The sequence below is a fragment of the Hylemonella gracilis ATCC 19624 genome (assembly GCF_000211835.1).
In the GTDB taxonomy this organism is placed as follows: domain Bacteria; phylum Pseudomonadota; class Gammaproteobacteria; order Burkholderiales; family Burkholderiaceae_C; genus Hylemonella; species Hylemonella gracilis.
In genome coordinates, this window is the sequence record NZ_AEGR01000042.1 from 94,072 (window position 1) to 117,251 (window position 23,180).

Here is a 23,180-nt window from a genome sequence, read left to right on the forward strand (position 1 = left end):
AGGAGATCGCCTTCGCGGTTTGCGTCACGGCCCCTAGTAGCGCGCCCAATCGGCATCAGCGTTGGCGGTACCTTCAGCCTCTGCGACGGAGACACGCTGCCTAGGCAGCGCCGTGCGCACGGGCACGATCTTTGCCACGGGATTGAGTTTCGTGGGGGAAGTCTTCCAAGGCTTCTGTTGATTCGTTTGCACCGCCTTGGTCTCTCGGACCGAAGCAACAACACGTGCACCGTCAGTGTCGTGTGCATTGATTTTGAAGACACCCACCGTTTCCACCAAATCCTTGGCTTGGGCTTCGAGGCTGGACGCGGCCGCCGCCATCTCTTCAACCAGCGCGGCGTTTTGCTGTGTGGTCTGGTCGAGGTTACCAATCGCTTCACCGACTTGGTTGACCCCTGCGCTTTGCTCCGCACTGGCTGCGCTGACCTCCGCCACGATGTCGGTGACACGGCGAATGCTATTCACCACTTCCCGCATGATCTGACCGGCTTGATCAACTTGGGTGCTGCCTTGCTCCACCTTTTCGACACTGGTAGTGATGAGACCTTTGATCTCTTTTGCCGCCGCGGCACTACGTCCCGCCAACGCCCGCACTTCGCTGGCCACCACCGCAAAGCCTCGACCTTGTTCACCGGCGCGAGCCGCCTCCACGGCGGCGTTGAGGGCCAAGATGTTGGTTTGGAAAGCGATGGCGTCAATGACGCCGATGATGTCGGCAATGCGTTGACTGCTTTGGTGGATGTCTTTCATGGTCTCCACCACTTTGCCGACCATTTCGCCACCTTGCGTGGCGACACCGCTCGCACTTTGGGCCAGCTGATTGGCCTCGGCGCAGCTTTCGGCGGTTTGGCGCACCGTCGATCCCAGTTCTTCCATGCTCGCCGCCGTCTGTTGCAGGGAACTGGCTTGGCTTTCGGTTCGGCTCGACAGGTCTTGATTGCCGCTGGCAATTTCGACGCTGGCATTGGACACCAAATCGGAGCTGTTGCGCACTTTCCCCACCACTTGAACCAGAGAGTCTTGCATGCGAGACATGGCCGTGAGCACCTTGCCGACCTCGTCTTCGCGTTGAATGTGGACACGTTGCGTCAAATCCCCTTCGGAAATTTTGCTTGCAATATGCAGCGCGTGTTCCATGGGGCCAACCAGGGCGCGAATCACGCTATGGGCGGTCCACAGACCCAACATCACCAAAATCAACACCCCCCCGGACATCAAGGTGGTCGCAATCGACGCAGATGAACCCGCCTTGTCTGCGGCGTCTTGCATCAGTTTTTCCTGCGCGGAGGCCATCTCCTCCAGGGCCTTGAACATTTCGCCCTGCTGAACCGTCAGCTCATTGAGCAGCAAAGAAAAGGCTTTTTCTTTGTTGCCTTCATCCGCCGCCTTGAGTGCAGCCACTCTGTTGCTGCGATAGACATCACGCGCCTTTCTGACGCGATCCAGTGATGCACGACCTTCAGGATCTGTGATGGCTTTATCCAGCCGTTCAAGAAAGCCATTGGTTTCCTTGCCATTGCCATCCAACTTCTTCAAGAAATTTTCCTTTTGCGCTGGATCATCGGAAATCACGTAGTCACGCAGATGGCGTGATGTATCCAGCATGTTGAATTTGATCGAACTCAAGAGTTTGACCGTGACCATTCGGTCGCGCGTCAGCTCATCCAAGGTGCTATTGAGGTTCGCGAGCGTGATGATGGTATTGATGCCGATCACCGCGCTGATGGTCAAGATGAAACCAAAACCCCAGACCAAGCGCCGCTTCATCGTCCAGCTTTTCATGGTGCCTCCTTGTTGAATCGACAAACCAGATTTCGACCTGCAGGCGGAAATCCCCTACCGATTCATTCTCGGATTGGGATAAAACACTTGGAAGGGTATTCCGGTTTGAAAATTCGCACTCCCCCGACACTCGGAGTATTCACGATTACACCGATCCAATTGCCAGCAAAGCCTCGCCCCAGCATGTCAACCAAGCGCACCACCCCCTCGTCGCCCGGACTGCGGTCAAGCACACGCAGTTCGTCGCGAGCGCGGAAGTCTCCGCTCTCGGCACCTGCCTCGGTCGCAGCAGAGCTCGCCGCGCAACTCAACCTGGGGCCGAAATCGGCGCAAGCACTCGTCGCCGCGGGCATCACGTCCCTCGCGGAACTGCGCAGCCTGGGCTCCGTCGCGGCCTACGCCAAGGTCAAACAACACACGCCCGCAGCCACGCTCAACCTGCTCTGGGCGCTTGAAGGCGCGCTGTCGTCCCTGCCGTGGCAAACCGTTGCCCACGAGCACCGAACCAGCCTGCTCCTCGCGCTGGAGCAGTACCAAAACGGCGGCTGAGACTTCCGCACCAGCACACGTCTCGCATCAGTGCGCAGGGTGATGAAGCGCTACAGCAGTGCGGATGCGTCAAGCGCCTCGGCGCGCTCCCGCACAGGCCTCTTGAGCCGCTTTCACAATGCTGGCCGCATCCACGCCAAAGTGGCCACGCAAGGCCGCGCGCGTGTCGCTGCGGCCAAAGCCGTCGGTGCCCAGGGTGGTGTAGCTGCGGCCTGACGGCAGATAGGCCCGCACGCTCTCCGGCACGGCGCGCACATAGTCGGTGGCGGCGATGATGGGGCCATGGCTGTCGTGCAGTTGCTGGGCCACGAAGGGCGTGGTGCCCAGGGTCTGGGAGGCCAAACCGTCGCGGGCCAATTCACTCCAGCTGGTGACGCTGTACACATCCACGCGGAACCCTTGCTCGGCCAGTTGTTGCGCGGCCTGGATCACCTCGGTCAGGATCGCGCCCGAACCCATCAGCGTGACGTTTGCCGGTGCCGTGGCTGCAGCCGCTCGCGTCGCCTTGGGCTGGGTGCGCGCGCGCGTTTGGGCGCCGCCATCGCCCGCATTGCGGGCATCGCCATCTTGCGAGTAGCTCTTCAATTTGTAGCAACCACGCACGGCGTCCGACTCCGAGCCTGCGGGAAAATCAGGCTGGGCGTAGTTCTCGTTCATCAGGGTCACGTAATAGAAAACGTCTTTCTGCGCCACCAGCATCTCACGCATGCCGTGGTCGAGGATGACGGCGAGTTCGCCCGCGAACGCCGGGTCGTAGGCCTTGCAGTTGGGGATGGTGGCCGCCACCAGATGGCTGCTGCCGTCCTGGTGCTGCAGCCCTTCGCCGCCCAGCGTGGTGCGGCCCGAGGTAGCACCCAGCAGGAACCCACGGGCCCGCTGGTCCGCCGCCGCCCAGATCGCATCACCGACGCGCTGAAAACCAAACATGCTGTAGTAAATGTAGAACGGCAGCATCGCCAGCCCATGCACGCTGTAGCTGGTGGCGGTGGCCGTCCAGCTGGCGATGGCGCCGGCCTCGCTGATGCCTTCTTCCAGGATCTGGCCGTCCTGCGCCTCGCGGTAGCTCAGCACGGAGCCGATGTCCTCGGGCGCGTAGCGCTGCCCGACGCTGGAATAGATGCCGACCTGCTTGAACAGATTGGCCATGCCGAAGGTGCGGGCCTCGTCCGCCACGATGGGCACCACGCGCGGACCCAGTTCGGTGTCCTTGAGCAAGTTGCCCAGCATACGCACGAAGGCCATGGTGGTGCTCATCTCCTTGCCGTCGGCCTGCAGTGCCCACGGCGCGTAACTGGCCAGCGCGGGCACGTTCACCGGGGCGCAGTCGCTGAAGCGGCGCGGCAGGTAGCCGCCCAGGTTCTGGCGCCGCGCGTGCAGGTACTGCAACTCGGGGCTGTCGTCGGCGGGCTTGTAGAAACTGAGCGAGGTGACCTGCTCGTCAGTGAGCGGCAGGCTGAAGCGGTTGCGAAAAGCGATGAGGTCGGTTTCGTCGAACTTCTTGTGGCTGTGCGTGGTCATCTTGCCCTGGCCCGCGCTGCCCATGCCGTAGCCCTTCTTGGTGTGCGCCAAGATGACCGTGGGCTGGCCGGTGTGGGCCACCGCGGCGGCGTACGCGGCATGGATTTTCACGATGTCGTGCCCGCCGCGTTTCAGGCGATCGATCTGCTCATCGGTCATGCCCTGGGCCAGCCGGGCCAGCTCTGGGTTCTGGCCGAAGAAGGTGTCGCGGTTGTAGCGGCCGTCCTTGGCGGCGAAGGTCTGCATCTGGCCATCCACCGTGTTCGCGAAGGCGCGCGCCAGGGCGCCCGTGGTGTCGCGCGCGAACAGCCCGTCCCAGTCGCTGCCCCACAAGAGCTTGATGACGTTCCAGCCCGCGCCCGCGAACAGCTTTTCCAGCTCGTCGATGATGCGGCCATTGCCGCGCACCGGGCCGTCCAGACGCTGCAGATTGCAGTTCACCACCCACACCAGGTTGTCCAGGCCCTCACGCGCGGCCAGGGTCAGGGCGCTCATGCTCTCGGGCTCGTCCATCTCGCCATCGCCGAACACGCCCCACACGGTGCGGCCCGTGCAGTCCAGCAGATGGCGGTGCGTGAGGTAGCGCATGAAGCGCGCGTGGTAGATCGAGCTGATGGGCCCGATCCCCATGGACCCGGTTGGGAACTGCCAGAAGTCCGGCATCAACGTGGGATGCGGGTAGCTGCACAAGCCGCGCGCACCCTGGCCGGTCCGGGCCTGGGGCGACGTCAGTTCTTGCCGATAGTGGGCGAGGTCGTCCTCGGTCAAACGGCCTTCCAGGTAGGCCCGCGCATACACGCCGGGTGCGCTGTGGGGCTGGAAGAACACGAGGTCGCCCAGGCTGCCGGGCGTCAGCGCCTGGCCCGTGCCCTCGCCACGGGCCCGGAAGAAATGGTGGTAACCCGTCTCGAACAGGTCTGCCGCGCTGGCATAGCTGGCGATGTGGCCGCCCAGCTCGCCATAGGCTTGGTTGGCGCGCACCACCATGGCCAGCGCGTTCCAGCGAATCAGGGAGGCCAGGCGCTCTTCGATGGCCAGATCGCCCTGGAAGGCGGGCTGCGCGTCCACCGCGATGGTGTTCACGTAGGGCGTGGCCAGCTCAGGCTGCCAGCCGATGCGCTGCGCGCGGGCCTGCGCGGCCAGGGTGCTGAGGATGTGCCGGGCGCGCTCGGCGCCTTGGCTGGCAATCAGCGCGGCGAACGCGTCTTGCCATTCGGCGGTTTCCTGGGGATCGGTGTCGGGCGTGTTCATGCCCCTGAATGTAGGGAGAGACGCACGGAATAGGCTGCCGTTCTGTGCTTACCTCACGCACATTGACAGCATAAAATGCTGAAAAATTGAATTCATAAAGCCCAATGAACCTCGATAGCACCGATCTGCGGATTCTGGACGAGCTGCAACGCGACGGTGCCCTCTCCAACGTGGAGCTGGCCCGGCGCGTGCATCTGAGCCCCTCACCCTGCCTGGCCCGAGTCAAGGCCCTGGAAGCCTCGGGCGTGATCGAGCGCTACGTCGCCATCGCCAGCGCCAACAAGCTGGGCTTGGGCCTGAATGTCTTCATTTCCATCAGCCTCAAGTCACAAAGCAAGGAGGACCTGGCCGACTTCGAGCGCCGCATCGCCGAGCACGACGAGGTGATGGAGTGCTACCTGATGACGGGGGACTCCGACTACCTCATCCGCGTGGCCCTGCCCGACATTGGCGCGCTGGAGCGGTTCATCCTGGAACAGCTCAGCCCCATCAGCGGCATCGACAAGATCCGATCCAGCTTCGCGCTCAAGCAGGTGCGCTACAAGACGGCGCTGCCCTTGCCCGCCAGTGCCGCATAACAGGCGTCGCCAAAAGCTGTCTCTCGCTCAAGCCAGACGGAAGGACGCCACGCTGCCCACCAGGGCCTGGGACTGGTCTCTCAGGCTCTGCGCGGCGGCGGAACATTCCTCCACCAGGGCCGCGTTCTGCTGCGTGGCCTGGTCGATCTGTGCAATCGCTTCGCTGATCTGTGCCACGCCCCGCGATTGCTCCTCCATCGCGTGGGCGATTTCCTGCATGTGGACAGCCACCTCACCAATGGCCGAGGCCGCCTCGGTGACGGTCGCGCCCGCCCCGCCGACCTGGCCTGCACCCGCGCTGATCTCCTGCACGCTGCCCATGATCAGTTCCTTGATTTCCTTGGCGGCGGTGGCCGAGCGCTGAGCCAGGGTGCGCACCTCGCCCGCCACCACGGCAAAGCCCCGGCCCTGCTCGCCTGCCCGTGCCGCCTCGACCGCCGCGTTCAGCGCCAGGATGTTGGTCTGGAAGGCGATGCCGTCGATGACGGCGATGATGTCCACGATCTTGCGCGACGACTCCTCGATGCGGCGCATGGTCTCCACCGACGCACCCACCGCCTCGCCGCCCTGACCGGCCACGGTGCGCGCGCGCGTGGACTGTTCGTTGGCCCGCAGAACCTGGGCCGTGTTCTCGCGCACCGAGGCCGTCATCTGCTGGATGGCCGAGGCGGTCTGTTGCAAGGCGCTGGCCTGGGTCTCGGTGCGGGCCGATAAATCGTTGTTGCCGGTGGCGATCTGCACACCGGCCGAAGCCACGGATTCCGCCGCCTGCTGCACGCTGCGCACCAGGCGGCGCAGGCTCTCGTTCATGTGCGCCAGGTTGCTCATCAAGACTCGCACCTCGGTGTAGCCCCTGCTGGCATCCACCTCCTGGCTCAGGTCCCCCTGCGCCACGGCTTCGGCCAGCCGGCCCGCCACGGCCAGTCCGCCGAGCACGCGGCGGATGATGCGGGCGCACAACAGCAGCACCGCGATGGCGGCTGACAGCATGGTCACCAGCACCCACACGTGGGCCTGGCGGGCCACTTGCTCGCCATGGTCGCGCACGGCCTTGTTATGGGCTTCGAGCATGTCGCTGGGCTCGGCCAGTGCCTTTTCCAGCAGCTCGAAAGTGTCGTGAAAGCCCTTCATGCCGGCCTGAGCGCCGGGAAGGTCGGTGCCCATCTGGCGCAGCAAACGCGCGCCCATCTCCGCATAGGCGCGGGCCTGGGGCAGGACGGCGGTCACCTTGGCGCGGATCTCCGGCGGCAGGTCGATCGCCTGCAAGGCCGTCAGGTGCTGGTTGAAGGTGGCGGCGCTTTCGTCCAGTTCCTTGACCGCCTCGGCCAAGCCGGCTGCGTCCTGCGACTGTGCGGCCAGCAAACCTTGCAACACGCTGGAACGGATGGCGTCGTGCATCATGTCCGCGAGAGCGGCGTTCTGCATCGCATCCCCCATGTCCGTCGCCGTGTTGAGCTGCTGCGTCATGCGCTCGGCGGCAATCCAGCCGACGGCGCCCACCACCAGCGCACCCGCACAGGCCAGCGCACTCAAGGCCGACAAAGCCACCTTCAAGCTCAATCTCATCGCGCACTCCTGGAGTCCAGTTGTGGCGGGCAGTGTCGGCCATGCCCTGCGGGCCCGCAAGCCATGGCGCAAGGCATGAATCGCTGGGAATTGGGTGGTACTGGACTGACCGCCGTCAAGAATCGGCAAAACAGGCCGGCAGGGGGACAGGGGCTACTGACATGGGATACGGGTACGCCGTAAAATCCTGCCCGCGCCCCCGTCCCACGACGGGGGTGCATCCGCTAGGGGTGTTGCCGCGACTCCGGACCGCAAGGCCGACAGCACGGTGACTGAGAAAGTCCCTTTGAACCTGATTGAGGTAATCCTCGCGCAGGGAAGCCGCTCCAGTTGTCCACTCAAGACACCGACCCGCTGGAGCCCAGCCCACCTGCCTACGTTATTTCGGATTTAACGCATGGCATTCGCATCGAACAAGAGCGTCAACGACGCAACGACCCCCCTCTCGGCCGAGCGCCGAGCCTTCGGCTTCCATGACCACGCCTCGCTCTGGTTCAGCCTGGGCGTGGGCCTGCTTGTCATGCAGGTCGGCGCCTACCTGATGCCCGCGCTGGGCACGCGCGAGGCACTGATCGCCATCGTCGCTGGCTCCATCCTGGGCGCCTTCCTGCTGGGCTCGGTGGCCAAGCTGGGCGCGGACAGCGGCCTGGCCAGCGCGGGCCTGATGCACGCGGTCTACGGCCGACGCTTCGCCGTGCTGCCCATCGTGCTCAACATCGTTCAGCTGATCGGCTGGGGCAGCTTCGAGCTGGTCGTGATGCGCGACGCCAGCGTGGCCATCACCGGGGCCTCGGCCGCCTGGGCCCCCTGGCTCGCCACCCTGTTCTGGGGCGCCATCGTGGCCCTGCTGATCAGCGGATCCATGGTCACGCTCGTGCGCAAGCTGATCGCACGCGTCGCGCTGCCCCTGGTGGTGCTCTCGCTGCTGTGGCTGAGCTGGCAGTTCCTCTCGATGGCCCAGGCCCAAGGCCTCGTGGCCTTGTGGAATCGGCCCGGCGAAGGCGGCATGGGCGTGCTGTCCGCGCTGGACTTGGTGATTGCCATGCCCATCTCCTGGCTGCCCTTGGTGGCCGACTACGCGCGCCACGGGCGCGACGGCAAGTCGGCGCTGCGCGGCACCTGGCTGGGTTACGCGCTGGCCAATATGTGGTGCTACGGCTTGGGCGTGCTGGTGGTGCTGACCTTGCCCAGCGCCAACCTCGTCAACGCGCTGCTGCTGGCACAAGGCGGGCTGATCGCGCTGTCGCTCATCCTGATCGACGAGGTGGACAACGCCTATGGCGACGCCTACTCGGGCGCGGTGTCCAGCCACAGCCTGCAGCCGAAGAAGAGCATCCGCTTCTGGGGCTTTGTCATCACCGCCGCCTGCACGGCCTGCGCCCTGGTGCTGCCCATGCACGCGCTGGAGCCCTTCCTGCTGATGCTCAGTTCCGTGTTCGTGCCGCTCTTCGGCGTGATCCTGGGCCGTTTGGCTTTCAGCGCGAACACCGTCCAGTTGCTCGCCAACGCACGGGCCGTGCACGTCGGTCCCCTGCTGATCTGGCTCGCCGGCATCGCGGTCTACCACGGCGCACCGCTGCTGACTTCGGTGCTCGGTTTCCAGACCGGTTCCGCCCTGCCCGCACTGGCCTTCAGCTTCGTGCTCGCCTACCTGAGCCGTGCCAAGGCATGACCGTCATGAAACGCTATCCCCGGGTGCTGTCGATCGCCGGCTCGGACAGCGGTGGCGGCGCGGGCATCCAGGCCGACCTCAAGACCATGGCGGCCCTGGGCTGCTACGGCATGACGGCCATCACCGCGCTGACCGCGCAGAACACCCAGGGCGTCACGGGCATCCACGCGGTGCCGCCGGAGTTCCTCAAGGCGCAGATCCAGGCGGTGGTGGAAGACATCGGCGTGGACGCGCTCAAGATCGGCATGTTGCACGCGCCCGAGATCGTCGAGGTGGTGGCCTGGGCCATCCGCCATTACGGCATCGAACGCGTGGTGCTGGACCCGGTGATGGTGGCCACCAGCGGTGACCGTCTGATCGCCGAAGCGACGGTGAGCGTGCTGGTCCAGCAGCTGTTCCCCCTGGCCACCGTGGTCACCCCCAATCTGGACGAGGCGGAACTGCTGCTGGGCCGCAAGATCGACGGGGTGTCGGCGTTGGAAGGCGCGGCGCGCGAGCTGCTGGCCATGGGCGCGAAGAGCGTGCTGCTCAAGGGCGGTCATCTGCCCGGCGACGAGGTGGTGGACCTGCTGCTGCCGCGCGACGGCGCGCCGCTCTACCTCCAGGCCGCGCGCATTGCCAGCCGCAACGTGCACGGCACGGGTTGCACCCTGTCGTCGGCCATCGCGTCCTACCTCGCGCAAGGCCATGACCTGCAAGACGCCGTGCGGCGCGCGCGAACCTGGATCCTGGGCGCTATCCAGGCCGGCAAGGACGTGCGCACCGGCGGACTGAACGGCGGCGCGGGCCATGGCCCGCTGAACCATGGGTACGCGCCCGTGGCCATGCGGGTGCTGGGCTGAACTCACGACGAACGCCCGCACGCACGCATGAACGCACACACGAACAAAAGCAAAGAGACCATGCCCACATCGCGCGCTTCTTCCTCAGCCCTGGTGCTCGGCGCGGGCCTCATGGGCCGGCTGCTGGCCTGGCAGCTCGCGCGCCGTGGCTGGCACGTCACCGTGCACGAGGCCGCGGCCGCTGACGCGCCCAGCGACCCCGCGGGCGTGGCGCCAGGCGCAGCCGCGCGGGTGGCGGCGGCCATGTTGGCGCCGCTGGCGGAATCGGCCATCACCGAACGCAACGTGGTCGAGATGGGACGCTACGCGCTGACACGCTGGCCACAATTGCTGGGCCAGCTGAGCCAGCCGGTGTTCTTCCAGCAAGAAGGCACGCTCATCCTCTGGCACCGGCAGGACGCGGCCGAAGCACGGCGCTTCGCGCAACTGCTGCGGGCCACGAACGAGCAGGTGCCGCAGCTGCCGACCATGCAGACCTTGGACGCGAGCGGCGTGCACGCACTCGAACCCGGTCTGGAGCAGCGCTTCGCCCAAGGCCTGTACCTGCCAGGCGAGGGCCAGCTCGACAACCGGCAATTGCTGGCCGCCCTGCTGCACGAGCTCAAGGCCCTGGGCGTGACGCTGCACTGGAACAGCCGGCGCGCGCCGAAAGATCTGCCTCGACCAGAAGACGGCCCGGTGGACTGGGTCTTCGACTGTCGGGGCCTGGGCGCGCGTGCGCTGATACCGTCCGCTTCCGGTGGCGAAGGAACTCAAACGCACGCCGCTTTGCACGGCGAAGAACCTGGAAAGCACGCCGCTGTGCGCGGCGACAGAATCGGAACGCACGCCGCTGTGCGCGGCGTGCGGGGCGAGGTCGCGCGGGTGCATGCGCCCGAGGTGAAGCTGACGCGGCCGACACGGCTGATCCATCCGCGCTACCCGATTTACATCGCGCCCAAGCAGGATGACATCTACGTGATCGGTGCGACCGAGATCGAGAGCGATGACATGTCGCCGCCCAGCGTGCGTTCGACCCTGGAGCTGCTGAGCGCGGCCTATGCCGTGCACCCAGGTTTCGCCGAAGGGCGCATCATCGAGATCGCCGCGCACTGTCGGCCCGCGCTGCCGGACAATCTGCCCGAGATCCGCGTGACACGCGGACCCGGCGTGCCCGTGATGCGCATCAACGGCCTCTACCGCCATGGCTTCATGATTTCCCCCGCGCTGCTGGACGCGGCACTGGACATCGTCGAACACAACCGACACACACTCGCCGAACAACTTGACCTCAGGATCGTGGCATGAAAGTGCTCATCAACCAACAGACCCATGAACTCGACAGCGACGCCACGCTGGCCGACGCGGTCGCGGCCATCGAGGCCAGGCCGCCTTTCGCGGCGGCGGTCAACACGCAGTTCGTGCCCAAGACGCAGTACGCCCAGCACCCCCTGCGCGACGGCGACCAGGTGGAGATCATTGCCCCGGTGACCGGGGGATGACGATGCCTTTGACCCCCGCGAAGCACAACGACATGCAAACCCCTGATCCCTTGATCCTCTACGGCGAACCCTTTGCCAGCCGCTTGCTGCTGGGCACCTCGCGCTACCCTTCGCCCGCCGTGCTGGAAGCCGCCGTGCAGACCGCCCGGCCCGCCATGCTGACGGCCTCGCTGCGCCGTCAGGGCGCGGGCTCGGTGTCGCCGGAAAGCGGCCAGGCCTTCTGGCAATTGCTGCGCAAGCTGGGCGTGCCCGTGTTGCCCAACACGGCGGGCTGCCACAGCCCGCGCGAGGTCATCGCCACCGCGCAGATGGCGCGCGAGGTCTTCGAGACCGACTGGATCAAGCTGGAGCTGATCGGCGACGACTACACCCTGCAGCCCGACACGCTCAAGCTGGTCGACACGGCGGATCAATTGCTCAAGGACGGCTTCAAGGTGCTGCCCTACTGCACGGAAGACCTGGTGCTCTGCCAACGCCTGGTGGACGTGGGCTGCCAAGCCGTGATGCCTTGGGCCGCGCCCATCGGCACGGGCAAGGGGCCGGTGAACCCGTATGCCATGCGCCAGTTGCGCGAACGCCTGGACGTGCCGCTGATCGTGGATGCGGGCCTGGGCCGTCCCTCGCACGCGTGCACCGTGATGGAGTGGGGCTACGACGCCGTGCTGCTCAACACCGCCGTGGCCCTGGCGCGCGACCCGGTGGCCATGGCGGGCGCCTTCGCCGCCGCCGTGCAGGCCGGGCGCGCCGCCTACCTCGGCGGTGCGATGGACGAACAAGAGGCCGCTCAGCCCTCCACGCCGGTGCTGGGCACCCCCTTCTGGCATGCATGACGAACACCCCCAGGCTACGCGCCTCGTTGGGCGCTACGCCCCACGTGCCAACGCCAAAGGCACAGGCCCTTCGGACTGTCCAAGCCTGCGCAGGCAGGCTTGGAGCCGCAGCCCTCAGCCCCTTGCAGGGGACAACGCCAGTGGCTAAGGCCTTGCCGGTTCCACGGCATTCCCCGTTTCAATCGCTTCTTGCGGTCCAAGCTTTGCTCAACGTGAAAGCGCCATCGACGTGACAACTCTGACCACCAACGCGCGCGCCATCGTCGCGGCCCACCCTGACAAGGCCATTCCCGTCGTCGGCCAGCCGCAGCCGCGCTACAGCCTGGACGACCCGATCTACCGTGCCGCCGTGCAAGCGGCGCTGGCGCTGGGCTTCATCGAGATCGACGCCGAATGCCTGGCCTTGGCCTGGCTGGCGCAGTCCCGGCGCACCGGCCGTTTCGACCCGGACATCTGGCCGGTCGAGGCGGTGGACTTCGGCCTGCGCCCGCGCGGTGACGGCGCAGGGGCTTTCGCCGCCTGTCCCTCTCGCCTGGGCGTCTACGCCGTGCTGCCCGACGCGCGGTGGGTGGGTCGCATGGCCCATGCAGGCGTGCCCACGCTGCAATTGCGCTTCAAGTCACACGACCCGCAGGCCGTGCGGCGTGAAGTGCGCGCGGCCATCGAGACCGTGAGCGCCGCCCACCGGCAGCGCGGCGCGCGCAGCCTGCTGTTCATCAATGACCATTGGCGCGAGACGCTGGAGGTTCTGGCCAGCGACGCCAGCCACCTCGAGTTCCTGGGCGTGCACCTGGGCCAGGAGGACATGGACGCAGCGGCCATGGTGGAAGGCTTCGAGGCCATCCGCGCCGCCGGCCTGCGCCTGGGCCTGTCCACCCACGGCTACGCCGAGATGCGACGCGCCGCCGCGCTGCAACCCAGCTACATCGCCATGGGCGCGGTCTACCCCACCACGCTGAAGCAAATGGCCACCGCGCCGCAAGGCCCAGGCCGCTTGGCCGCCTACGCGCGGCTGTTGCACCACGCGGGCTACCCCGGCGTGGCCATCGGCGGCATCTCGGCGGCGGAATTGCCCGTCATCAAAGCCACCGGTGTCGGCTCCCTGGCCGTGGTGCGGGCCATCACGGCCGAGGCCAATCCAGAAGCCGCAGCAGCCAGATTAATGGCAGCCTGGGACCTCTGAACATGATGATTGCCTGAGTCCTAGAGACCAGGGCACTCGCGGAACTGGCTTTGCCAGGCCGCTGAGTGCGTCCCCCCTGCCACCGCAGGTTGGCGTTCAGGGGGGAAGGCGCGTAGCGCCTCAGGGGGGATCATCCCATCTCCACCCGATTGCGCCCAGCCTCCTTGGCACGGTAAAGCGCCGCGTCGGCGCGCGAGAGGGCGGCATCCGCGGCACCGTCGTCCGGGCTGAGGATGGCCACGCCGACGCTGACCGTCGCGTGGATGTGCCGCGCGCCCCAGGCCAGGGGACGCGCCGACACGGCCTCACACAGACGCTGCGCCCAGGTGCGGGCATCCTCCATGCCGCTGCCCGGCAGGATGACGGCGAACTCCTCGCCGCCCAGGCGACCCGCCGTGTCGGTGCCCCGCAGCTCGTCGCGCAGCAAGTCGGCGAAGTGGCGCAGTAGGCTGTCGCCCGCCGCGTGGCCGTATTGGTCATTGACGCGCTTGAAATGGTCCAGGTCCAGCATCAGCACGCAGGCACGCAGGGTGTTGCGGCGGCGCACGCGCTCCAGCTCGCTTTCCAGACTTTGCATGAAATGCCGGCGGTTGGCCAGTCCGGTCAGGGCATCGGTGCTGGCTTGCTCGCGCAGCTCGGCCTCGAGTTGCTTGCGCTCGGTGATGTCGATGCGACTGCCCACCAGGTAACCGCGGCTGGTGCGGTGATCGCTGTACTGCACCCAGCGTCCGTCGCGCAGCTCCTGCTCGTAGGGCAGGCCGCTGGCGGCGCGGCGCGACTGCAGGCGCTCGGCCAGCCAGGCCTCCTCGTGGCCACGCGCCTCGGGGAACAAGCCGCTGGCGAGCGCTGCGCGCGTGAGATCCTCGAAGCTGATGCCTGGCTGGTCCAGCAGATGGCGGATCTCCTGGTAGAGATCCTTCATGGCTTGGTTGCTCATGATCAGCTGGTCCTGCGCGTCGTAGATCACGATGCCCACCGAGATGCTTTCCAGCGCGTCACGCAGCAGGGCCGAAGCCTCGTCGGCCTGCCGACGCGCCGCGATGCGCTGCACCTGGATGGCGCGCATGCGCATCAGCACGAAACCGTACAGCGCGGCCAGCAACACGACGGCTGCGACGATGAACAGCAGTTCCCCATGCCAGCCTTTCAGGGCGTCCCGCTCGGACATCCCGACCACGGCGTAGAAGGGATGCTCCTCCAGCTTGCGAAAGGCATAGAGGCGGGGCAACCCATCAAAGGCCGGGGTGTGGTGCGCCCGCCCCACCATCTCACCGGCGTTGATGCGGCGCTGCACGGCCTCGCCCGCCGACAGGCCAAAACTGAAGCCGGGGTCCAGGGGGTGCTGCATCAAGGGCTTGTGGGTCCGGCTGCCAAAGACGCCCAGCAGACTGTCGGGCGGCAGGTCCATCTCCATGAACCAGCGCCGGAAATGCGCCAGATTCAAGGTGGCGTTGACCAAGCCGAGCAGGCGGCCGGAGCCGTCGCGCACGGGCGCGTAGACATCGACAGCGAGGCGGTCGGCGGACATGCTGGCCATGTCCAGCGCGTCCGCGTAAAGGATGTTGGCCTTGGTGTCGGAGCGCAGGACGCGCAATGCCGTCTGAGCGCCCATCTCGGACAAGGTCGCGCTGCCAGGCTGCAAGGACGTTCCGTACAAGAGTCTGCCCGAGCGGTCCCAAACGAAGAACTGCCCCAATTCGGGAAAGCTCTCCTGGTAGGAGCGCAACAGACTCAAGACATCGCCAGCGTGAGCGCCGCGGGCATCTGGGCTCAACGCCGCGCGAGGCAGGCGCTGCGCGATCTGGTGCAGGCTGCTTTCCACGCGGCGCAGTCCGCCGGAGAGCTGAGCGTCCAGCGTCTGCACCAGATGGTCGGCGTGGTCGCTGGCGCGCTCCAGGGCCAAATCATGGCCTCGCACCAGCTGCCACGCCAGGATCAGCACCAGCCCGGCATACCCCGAGGCAAGCCAAAACAGGGGAACACGGAGCTGGCGCATGGGCATGATCGGGTTCCCGCTTTCGGTTCAGCTCAGCCGACCCAGCGTCGCGCGTTGCGCCACAGCCGCGCCCAGGGGCTGGTCTGGCTCGGATCCAGGGGCGTCCAGCTGAACTGGATGTTGCGGAACACCCGCTCGGGGTGGGGCATCATGGCCGTGAAGCGCCCATCGGCCGTGGTGACCGCCGTCAGACCGCCGGGGCTGCCGTTCGGGTTGGCGGGGAAAGCCTCGGTCGCGCGACCGTGGTGGTCCACGAAGCACATGGCGGGGATGGCCTGCGCCGCGTTGCCGCGTCGCGTGAAATTGGCGTGTCCCTCGCCATGCGCCACCACGATGGGCAGGCGGCTACCGGCCATGCCGGCGAAGAAGATGCTGGGCGAGTCCAGCACCTCGACCTGGGACAGCCGCGCTTGGAAGCCGCTGGGGTTGTGGGTGAAACGCGGCCAGGCCTCGGCCCCCGGAATGATGTCCGCCAGCTCGGCCAGCATCTGGCAGCCGTTGCACACGCCCAGGGCGAAGGTGTCGGTGCGCCCAAAGAAGGCCTGAAACTCCTGCGCCAGACGCTCGTTGAAGAGAATGCTGCGCGCCCAACCGATGCCCGCGCCCAAGGTGTCGCCGTAGCTGAAACCGCCGCAGGCCACGAAACCCTTGAAATCGGCCAGCCGCGCGCGGCCCGACTGCAGGTCGGTCATGTGCACGTCATAGGCCTCGAAGCCCGCCTCGGTGAAGCAGTAAGCCATCTCGACATGCGAGTTCACGCCCTGCTCGCGCAGGATGGCGACCTTGGGTCGGCTCTGCAGCAGGGCCGGCGCCAAGCCCTCGGACGGGTCGAAACTCAGGTGCACGTGAAGGCCGGGGTCGCCCTCGGCGACGCCCGCGCCCGCGATGGCGTGCTCGGCATCGGCGCCGGCCGGGTTGTCGCGCAGCTGGCTGATCTTCCAGCTCACGCTGTCCCAGACCTGCTGCAGATCGGCCAGCTTGGCCGTGAAGATGGCCTTGGCGTCGCGCCAGACCTGCAGTTCGCCCACGCCGGCCTGGATCTCGCCGCCGCTCGGGCGGGTCTTGCCGATCACATGGCTGTGGCGGGACAGGCCATGCTCGCGCAGCACGGCCAGCGCGGCGTCACGGTCCGCGCTGCGCACTTGCAGCACCACGCCGAGTTCTTCATTGAACAAGGCCTGGAGCGTGAGCTCATCGCGCCGCGCATTGACCTGCTGCGTCCAGTTCTTGGCATCGCCCGAATCCATGCGGCTGTCGCTGATGCCGTCGCCCTCGGTGACCAGCAGGTCCACGTTCAGGGCCACGCCGACCTGGCCGGCGAAGGCCATCTCGGCCACGGCAGCGAGCAGGCCGCCATCGCTGCGGTCGTGGTAGGCCAGGATGCGACCCTGCGCGCGCAGGGCGTTGACCGCCTGCACCAGGCGGACCAGGTCCTGCGGGTCGTCGAGGTCAGGCACGGCGTCGCCGGTCTGGTCCAGGGTTTGCGCCAGGATGCTGCCGCCCATGCGCTTCTTGCCATGCCCCAGGTCGACCAGCAGCAGGGTGGTGTCGCCTTCACGCACCAGCTGCGGCGTCAGCGTGCCGCGCACATCGGGCAAGGTGGCGAAAGCCGACACGATGAGGGACACGGGCGAGGTGACTTTTTTTGCCACGCCGGCTTCGTCCTTCCCGCTACCCGAGGGGCTTGTCCACACGGTGCGCATGGACAGGCTGTCCTTGCCCACGGGGATGCTGATGCCCAGCGCCGGGCACAGCTCCATGCCCACGGCGCGCACCGTGGCGTACAGGGCAGCGTCCTCACCCGGCTCGCCGCAGGCGGCCATCCAGTTGGCGGAGAGCTTCACGCGCGGCAGCTCGATGGGCGCCGCCAGCAGGTTGGTGATGGCCTCGGCCACGGCCATGCGGCCCGAGGCCGGCGCATCCAATGCGGCCAGCGGCGTGCGCTCGCCCATGCTCATGGCCTCGCCCGCGAAGCCCGCGTAATCGGCCAGCGTGACCGCGCAGTCCGCCACGGGAATCTGCCAGGGGCCGACCATCTGGTCGCGGTGGGTCAGACCGCCCACGGTGCGGTCGCCGATGGTGATGAGGAAACGCTTGGAGGCGACCGTCGGGTGCGCCAGCACGTCGATGACGGCTTGCTGCAGGGTGACACCCCCCAGGTCCAGCGGCTTGAACTGGCGCGCGATGGTCTTGACGTCGCGGTGCATCTTGGGCGGCTTGCCCAGCAGCACGTCCATAGGCATCTGGACAGGCGATTCATTCCCCTCGTCAGCCAGCACCAGGTCGCGCGCCTCGGTCGCCACGCCCACCACCGCGTAGGGGCAACGTTCGCGCTCGCAGAAGGCTTTGAACTGAGGCAGCGACTCGGGCGCGATGGCCAGCACATAGCGCTCCTGGCTCTCGTTGCACCAGATTTCCTTGGGCGCGAGGCCGGACTCTTCCAGGGGCACGGCGCGCAGATCGAAGCGCGCGCCACGGCCCGCGTCGTTGGTGATTTCGGGGAAGGCATTGGACAGCCCCCCCGCGCCCACGTCGTGGATGGCGAGGATGGGGTTCTTCTCGCCCTGCGCCCAGCAGTGGTTGATGACTTCCTGGGCGCGGCGTTCGATCTCGGGGTTGCCACGCTGCACGGAATCAAAGTCCAGCTCGGCCGCGTTCGCGCCCGTGGCCATGGAACTGGCCGCGCCACCGCCCATGCCGATCTTCATGCCGGGGCCACCCAGCTGGATCAGCAGCGTTCCCGCGGGGAACAGTATCTTCTTCGTCTGCGTGGCATCGATCGCGCCCACGCCGCCCGCGATCATGATGGGCTTGTGGTAGCCGCGCTGCACCACGTCGACATCGCTCGCGACCGCCTGCTCGTATTCGCGGAAGTAGCCCGCGAGATTCGGCCGGCCGAACTCGTTGTTGAAGGCCGCGCCACCCAGCGGGCCTTCGATCATGATCTGCAAGGGGCTGGCGATGTGCTCGGGCTTGCCACCCGCCTGGTCGGACCAGCCGCCCCAGAGCTTGGAGACGGTGAAGCCCGTCAGGCCGGCCTTGGGCCGCGAGCCGCGCCCGGTAGCGCCTTCATCGCGGATTTCGCCGCCCGCGCCGGTGGAGGCACCGGGAAAAGGCGAGATCGCGGTCGGGTGGTTGTGCGTCTCCACCTTCATGAGCACGTGGCTCTGCGCGGCCGACTTCTCGTAGGTCGGCACGCGCAGTGTGCCATCCCCATCCTCACCGTTGCCTGCGTCGAAACGCGCCACGAAACGCTCAATGGGCGTGCCCTCCATGATGGAGGCGTTGTCCGAATAGGCCACCACCGTGTGCTGCGGGCTGGTCTGGTGGGTGTGGCGGATCATGCCGAACAGGCTTTTGGCCTGCTTCTCGCCATCGATCGTGAAATCGGCGTTGAAGATCTTGTGGCGGCAGTGTTCGCTGTTGGCCTGCGCGAACATCATCAACTCCACATCGGTGGGGTTGCGCCTCAAGCCCTTGAACGCGGCTTCGAGGTACTCGATCTCGTCGTCCGCCAGGGCCAGGCCCCAGTCGGTGTTGGCCCGCTGCAGTGCGGCCTTGCCGCCGCCCAGCACGTCCACATGGTCCATGGGCACGGCCTGCAAGGCCGTGAACAGGGCCTGGGCCTCGTCACGGCCGGCCAGAGCGCTCTCGGTCATGCGATCGTGCAGCAGGGCCGCGATCCGCCCCAGCTGTTCCGCGCTCGGCGCGGCGCTCTTGCCCAACAGCCCCGACTTGAGCTGCACGCGGTATTCCACCACGCGCTCCACGCGGTGCAGGGCACCGCCGCTGTCGCCCAGTCCGCAGTTGCGCGCGATGTCGGTGGCCTTGGAGGCCCAGGGCGAGACGGTGCCCAGGCGCGGCGCGACCACCACCAGCGCCCCGTCCATCGCACCTTCATAGGGCTCGCCGTAGTCGAGCAGTGCAGCCCAGCGTTGCCGCTCGGCCGGCGTGAGCGCGACCTCCGTCGCGACCAGGTGCACGTAGCGCGCCGCGATGCCGCCGACCTTGTCGTGAATGGCCTGCAGGCGGGGCAGGAGCTGCTGGGCACGGTAAGGGCTGAGGGCGCTGCCGCCCTCGAAGGAAGTGATGTGGAGGGTCACTGTGGTGGCCTGTGGAGAGGAGTGTGCGAGCCGCCGCCACGAAGGTCTGGTGGCACTCAAGCCGGGAGGAAAGCCCGCGATTTTACCCTCCCGCCCTCGCCCCGCCCCTTCCCACGCCGGGCGCGCCATGGAGATGGCGAAAGAGGATAATTCGCCCCCATGAGCATCACCTACAAAGATGAGGCCGGCATCGCCGGAATGCGCGAGGCCTGCCGCCTGGCCTCCGAAGTGCTGGACTACATCACCCCCCACATCCAACCCGGCATCACGACCAAGGAAGTGGACCGCCTGGCGCTGGAATGCATGAAGGCCCAGGGCACGGTGTCGGCCACCATCGGTTACCAGCCGCCGGGCTACCCGCCCTACCCGGCCCATCTGTGCACCTCGGTGAACCACGTGGTCTGCCATGGCATCCCGAATGACAAGCCGCTCAAGAAGGGCGACATCATGAACGTGGACGTGACCGTGATCACGAAGGACGGCTGGTATGGGGACAACAGCCGCATGTACCTGATTGGGGATGTCTCGATCGCGGCCAAGCGCCTGTGCACGCTGACCTACGAAGCCATGTGGATGGGCATCGAACAGGTCCGCCCCGGCGCGCGTCTGGGCGACGTGGGTCATGCCATCCAGAAGTTCGCCGAAGGCCACGGTTTCTCCATCGTGCGCGAGTACTGCGGTCATGGCATCGGGCAGGTCTTCCACGAAGATCCGCAGGTGCTGCACTATGGCCGCCCCGGCACGGGCGAGGAACTCAAGCCCGGCATGACCTTCACCATCGAGCCCATGATCAACGCGGGCCGCCGCGAGGTGAAGGAGCTCAACGACGGCTGGACCATTGTGACCAAGGACCACTCGCTCTCCGCGCAGTGGGAACACACGATCCTGGTCACGCCCACGGGCTACGAAGTGCTCACGCTTTCGGCCGGTAGCCCACCGCCGCCGGCCTTCGTGAAGAACTTCACGCAGGCCCGGCAGGACACGGTGACGGCCTGATCCGGTCCTCGCGTTCTTCCCGCGCCCAAGCGTCGCCCCCGCTGGAACCGTCGCCATGAAAGCGGCCACGCCCCAAGCATTGCGCCAGCAGTACCAGGCCCGCAAGGTTGAGGTGCTCGCCACCATCGGTGAGGGCGGCACCTCCACGCGCGGGGTGCATGGCGTGCTGCGTCGCCTGGCGCGTCTGGCCGACGACACGCTGCAGACCCTGTGGGAACAGACCGGTTTCGGACCGCGCCCCACCCTGGTCGCCGTGGGCGGCTTCGGCCGCGGCGAGCTCTACCCCGCCTCCGACATCGACGTGCTGCTGCTGCTGCCCGCGGGTTGGGTGGTGGATGGCCCGGGTGCCGACGAGGCACTGCGCCAGCGCATCGAGACCTTCATCAGCGGCTGCTGGGACGCCGGGCTGGAGATCGGTTCCTCGGTGCGCACCATCGACGAATGTCTGGCCGAGGCGGAGAAAGACGTGACGGTACAGACCGCGCTGCTCGAATCCCGCGCGATCTGCGGCAACGCCACGCTCTACCGCAACTTCCAACGCCGCTTCAAGGCCGCGCTGGATCCACAGGCCTTCTTCGTCGCCAAGACGTTGGAGTTGGAGCAGCGCCACAACAAATTCGAGGACACGCCCTACGCCCTCGAACCGAACTGCAAGGAAAGCCCGGGTGGCCTGCGTGATTTGCAGACCATCCTCTGGGTCGCGCGCGCGGCCGGTTATGGCAAGAGCTGGGATGAACTTGCGCGCAAGGGCCTGGCCACGCCCTTCGAGGTCCGTCAGATCAAGCGCAATGAATCCATGCTGGCGCTGATCCGCTTGCGCCTGCACCTGACGGCGGGCCGACGCGAGGACCGGCTGGTCTTCGACCTGCAAACGGCCGTGGCGGCGCGTTTCGGCTACGGACTGAAGCCCCCCACGCTCGGCACCGGCGTGTCCTCGCAGCCCTCCGAGGGGGCTGTTTCGCCCAGGGGCGGCCCGGCGACGAAACCCGATCCAGCCGCGGAGGTCAAGACCAAGGTCCGCGCCAGCGAGGCGCTGATGCGGCACTACTACTGGGCCGCCAAGGCCGTGACCCAGTTGCGGCAGATCCTGCTGCTCAACATCGAGGCGCAGCTGAACCCCAAGACCCAGGCGCCCGTGCCCATCAACGAACGCTTCCTCGACCGCGGGGGGCTGATCGAGGTGGCGGACGACCGGCTCTACCTGAACCACCCGCACGCCATCCTCGAGACTTTCCTGGTCTACCAGACCACTCCCGGCCTCAAGGGCTTGTCGGCACGCACGCTGCGCGCGCTCTACAACGCGCGCAACCTGATGACGGCCAAGTTCCGCCAGGACCCGGTCAACCGCGCCACCTTCCTGCAGATCCTCCAGCAGCCGCAGGGCATCACGCACGCCATGCGGCTGATGAACCAGACCTCGGTGCTGGGCCGTTACCTCTGGCCCTTCCGCCGCACCGTGGGTCAGATGCAGCATGACCTGTTCCACGTCTACACGGTGGACCAGCACATCCTGATGGTGCTGCGCAACATGCGCCGCTTCTTCATGGCCGAGCATGCGCACGAATACCCCTTCTGCTCGCAGCTAGCCGCCGCCTGGGACCAGCCCTGGATCCTCTATGCCGCCGCTCTCTTCCACGACATCGCCAAGGGTCGGGGCGGCGACCATTCCGACCTGGGCGCCGAGGAGGTGCGCCGCTTCGCGCGTGAACACGGCATCGCGCGGGACGACGCGGCGCTGATCGAGTTCCTGGTGCGGGAACACCTGTCCATGAGCCGCATCGCGCAGAAGAGCGACCTGAGCGACCCGCAGGTGATCGCGGATTTCGCCCGCCACGTCGGCGACGAGCGCCACCTCACAGCCCTCTATCTGCTGACGGTGGCCGACATCCGCGGCACCTCGCCCAAGGTCTGGAACGCCTGGAAGGGCAAGCTGCTGGAAGACCTGTTCCGCTACACCCTGCGCGCGCTGCGCAACGGCAAGGACGGCCCCGTCCAAGCACCCCACGCGGAAATCGAAGCCCACAAGCACCAGGCGCTGGCGCAGTTCCACGCCGCCGAGAGCCAGGCACCCGCGTTGGCCCACGAAGCGCTTTGGAAGACCCTGGACGTGAGCTACTTCATGCGCCACGACGCGGACGACATCGCCTGGCACACACAGCAGCTCTGGCAGCACGTGGGCTCGGGCAAGACCCTGGTGCGCGCGCGCCCTTCCCCCGCGGGCGAGGGCCTGCAGGTACTGGTCTACACCCCGGACGCACCCGACCTGTTCGCCCGCATCTGCGGTTACTTCGACCAGAGTGAATTCAGCATTCTGGATGCGCGCGTCCACACGGCGCGCAATGGCTACGCACTCGACACCTTCCAGATCGTCGCGCCCGGCACGCAGCAGGCAACGCGGGACGCCGAGCCGCCACGGGCCATCCTTGCCCAGGTGGAAAACGAACTGAGCCGCACCATCACCGAGGCCGCGCCCCTGCCCGCGCCGAGCAAGGGCCGCCTGTCACGCCGCGTCAAGCACTTCCCCGTCATGCCGCGCGTGAGCCTCAAGCCCGACGACAAGGCGCAGCGCTGGCTGCTGAGCATCACGGCCAGCGACCAGACCGGCCTGCTCTACAAGATCGCCCGCGTGCTGGCCCGCCACCGCATCAACCTGCAACTGGCCAAGGTCAACACCCTGGGCGAGCGGGTGGACGACACCTTCCTGATCGATGGGCCGGAGCTGCAGAACAACCGCGCTCAGATCGAGATCGAAACCGAGTTGCTGGACGTGCTGGCCTCCTGAGCCTGGCCTAGCCGGGCCAGGCCAGGCCAGGCCAGGCCAGGCCAGGCCAAG

At 66.9% G+C, this 23,180-nt stretch carries 15 protein-coding genes and 1 riboswitch; of the genes, 10 read left to right on the forward strand and 5 right to left on the reverse strand.

The genetic code is table 11. The annotated features are described in order from the left end of the window. Positions 1–33: 33 nt before the first annotated feature. On the reverse strand, positions 34–1,782 hold the full coding sequence (locus tag HGR_RS04525; protein ID WP_081463432.1) for a methyl-accepting chemotaxis protein: 1,749 nt from the start codon (positions 1,780–1,782) through the stop codon (positions 34–36). A gap of 183 nt (positions 1,783–1,965) precedes the next feature. On the opposite strand from HGR_RS04525, the gene HGR_RS16995 reads away from it, so the two are divergent. Next, the gene (locus HGR_RS16995; RefSeq protein ID WP_006296927.1) at positions 1,966–2,331 is read left to right on the forward strand and encodes a TfoX/Sxy family protein; all 366 of its coding nucleotides are present in this window, start codon (positions 1,966–1,968) and stop codon (positions 2,329–2,331) included. Positions 2,332–2,400: 69 nt separating this feature from the next. Here HGR_RS16995 and mdeB read toward each other — a convergent pair whose 3' ends face one another. Continuing rightward, positions 2,401–5,100 carry an alpha-ketoglutarate dehydrogenase gene (mdeB, locus tag HGR_RS04535; RefSeq protein WP_006296928.1) on the reverse strand — a complete coding sequence of 900 codons (2,700 nt, stop codon included), beginning with the start codon at positions 5,098–5,100 and terminating at the stop codon, positions 2,401–2,403. A gap of 104 nt (positions 5,101–5,204) precedes the next feature. Here mdeB and HGR_RS04540 point away from each other — a divergent pair, with 104 nt between their 5' ends. After that, positions 5,205–5,678, forward strand: coding sequence for an Lrp/AsnC family transcriptional regulator (locus tag HGR_RS04540; RefSeq protein ID WP_006296929.1), 474 nt, complete (start codon positions 5,205–5,207; stop codon positions 5,676–5,678). 27 nt (positions 5,679–5,705) lie between these two features. Here the strand turns inward: HGR_RS04540 and HGR_RS17515 are convergent, their stop codons facing one another. Continuing rightward, entirely contained in the window at positions 5,706–7,244 is a 1,539-nt protein-coding gene (locus HGR_RS17515) for a methyl-accepting chemotaxis protein (RefSeq protein WP_006296930.1), read from the reverse strand. Positions 7,245–7,460: 216 nt separating this feature from the next. Next, positions 7,461–7,580: riboswitch (TPP riboswitch) on the forward strand. A 61-nt stretch (positions 7,581–7,641) separates the two neighbouring features. Here HGR_RS17515 and HGR_RS04550 point away from each other — a divergent pair. The 6 genes from HGR_RS04550 to HGR_RS04575 all read left to right on the forward strand — a co-directional run bounded on the left by HGR_RS04550 (position 7,642) and on the right by HGR_RS04575 (position 13,252). Further along, positions 7,642–8,916: a purine-cytosine permease family protein gene (locus HGR_RS04550; RefSeq protein WP_006296931.1), complete on the forward strand. Its 1,275-nt coding sequence runs from the start codon at positions 7,642–7,644 to the stop codon at positions 8,914–8,916. 5 nt (positions 8,917–8,921) lie between these two features. Continuing rightward, a complete protein-coding gene (gene thiD, locus HGR_RS04555) occupies positions 8,922–9,758 on the forward strand; it encodes a bifunctional hydroxymethylpyrimidine kinase/phosphomethylpyrimidine kinase (RefSeq protein WP_006296932.1) in 837 nt (278 codons plus the stop codon). Between the two features lie 60 nt (positions 9,759–9,818). After that, positions 9,819–11,045, forward strand: coding sequence for an FAD-dependent oxidoreductase (locus HGR_RS16725; RefSeq protein ID WP_050797392.1), 1,227 nt, complete (start codon positions 9,819–9,821; stop codon positions 11,043–11,045). Beyond that, positions 11,042–11,239, forward strand: a complete 198-nt coding sequence (gene thiS, locus HGR_RS04565) for a sulfur carrier protein ThiS (protein WP_006296940.1) — start codon at positions 11,042–11,044, stop codon at positions 11,237–11,239. Before HGR_RS16725 ends, thiS begins: the two co-directional genes overlap by 4 nt. A 32-nt stretch (positions 11,240–11,271) precedes the next feature. Continuing rightward, positions 11,272–12,069, forward strand: coding sequence for a thiazole synthase (locus HGR_RS04570; protein WP_039852377.1), 798 nt, complete (start codon positions 11,272–11,274; stop codon positions 12,067–12,069). Between the two features lie 229 nt (positions 12,070–12,298). After that, positions 12,299–13,252, forward strand: coding sequence for a thiamine phosphate synthase (locus tag HGR_RS04575; protein WP_006296944.1), 954 nt, complete (start codon positions 12,299–12,301; stop codon positions 13,250–13,252). A gap of 130 nt (positions 13,253–13,382) precedes the next feature. Here HGR_RS04575 and HGR_RS16730 read toward each other — a convergent pair whose 3' ends face one another. After that, entirely contained in the window at positions 13,383–15,248 is a 1,866-nt protein-coding gene (locus tag HGR_RS16730) for a sensor domain-containing diguanylate cyclase (protein ID WP_138922394.1), read from the reverse strand. A 32-nt stretch (positions 15,249–15,280) separates the two neighbouring features. Continuing rightward, positions 15,281–19,351, reverse strand: a complete 4,071-nt coding sequence (gene purL / locus HGR_RS04585; RefSeq protein WP_006296946.1) for a phosphoribosylformylglycinamidine synthase — start codon at positions 19,349–19,351, stop codon at positions 15,281–15,283. 159 nt (positions 19,352–19,510) lie between these two features. Here purL and map point away from each other — a divergent pair, with 159 nt between their 5' ends. Then, positions 19,511–20,347: a type I methionyl aminopeptidase gene (map, locus tag HGR_RS04590; RefSeq protein ID WP_006296947.1), complete on the forward strand. Its 837-nt coding sequence runs from the start codon at positions 19,511–19,513 to the stop codon at positions 20,345–20,347. A gap of 55 nt (positions 20,348–20,402) precedes the next feature. After that, positions 20,403–23,129, forward strand: a complete 2,727-nt coding sequence (locus tag HGR_RS04595; RefSeq protein ID WP_006296948.1) for a [protein-PII] uridylyltransferase — start codon at positions 20,403–20,405, stop codon at positions 23,127–23,129. Positions 23,130–23,180 lie beyond the last annotated feature (51 nt).

Bases quoted from the DNA above. Each gene is read 5' to 3' on its own strand.
- map (WP_006296947.1), top strand. From the start codon at position 19,511: ATGAGCATCACCTACAAAGATGAGGCCGGCATCGCCGGAATGCGCGAG.
- HGR_RS17515 (WP_006296930.1), bottom strand. From the start codon at position 7,244: ATGAGATTGAGCTTGAAGGTGGCTTTGTCGGCCTTGAGTGCGCTGGCC.
- thiS (WP_006296940.1), top strand. From the start codon at position 11,042: ATGAAAGTGCTCATCAACCAACAGACCCATGAACTCGACAGCGACGCC.
- HGR_RS04550 (WP_006296931.1), top strand. From the start codon at position 7,642: ATGGCATTCGCATCGAACAAGAGCGTCAACGACGCAACGACCCCCCTC.
- HGR_RS04595 (WP_006296948.1), top strand. From the start codon at position 20,403: ATGAAAGCGGCCACGCCCCAAGCATTGCGCCAGCAGTACCAGGCCCGC.
- HGR_RS16995 (WP_006296927.1), top strand. From the start codon at position 1,966: ATGTCAACCAAGCGCACCACCCCCTCGTCGCCCGGACTGCGGTCAAGC.
- thiD (WP_006296932.1), top strand. From the start codon at position 8,922: ATGAAACGCTATCCCCGGGTGCTGTCGATCGCCGGCTCGGACAGCGGT.
- HGR_RS16730 (WP_138922394.1), bottom strand. From the start codon at position 15,248: ATGCGCCAGCTCCGTGTTCCCCTGTTTTGGCTTGCCTCGGGGTATGCC.
- HGR_RS16725 (WP_050797392.1), top strand. From the start codon at position 9,819: ATGCCCACATCGCGCGCTTCTTCCTCAGCCCTGGTGCTCGGCGCGGGC.
- HGR_RS04540 (WP_006296929.1), top strand. From the start codon at position 5,205: ATGAACCTCGATAGCACCGATCTGCGGATTCTGGACGAGCTGCAACGC.
- HGR_RS04525 (WP_081463432.1), bottom strand. From the start codon at position 1,782: ATGAAAAGCTGGACGATGAAGCGGCGCTTGGTCTGGGGTTTTGGTTTC.
- mdeB (WP_006296928.1), bottom strand. From the start codon at position 5,100: ATGAACACGCCCGACACCGATCCCCAGGAAACCGCCGAATGGCAAGAC.
- HGR_RS04570 (WP_039852377.1), top strand. From the start codon at position 11,272: ATGCAAACCCCTGATCCCTTGATCCTCTACGGCGAACCCTTTGCCAGC.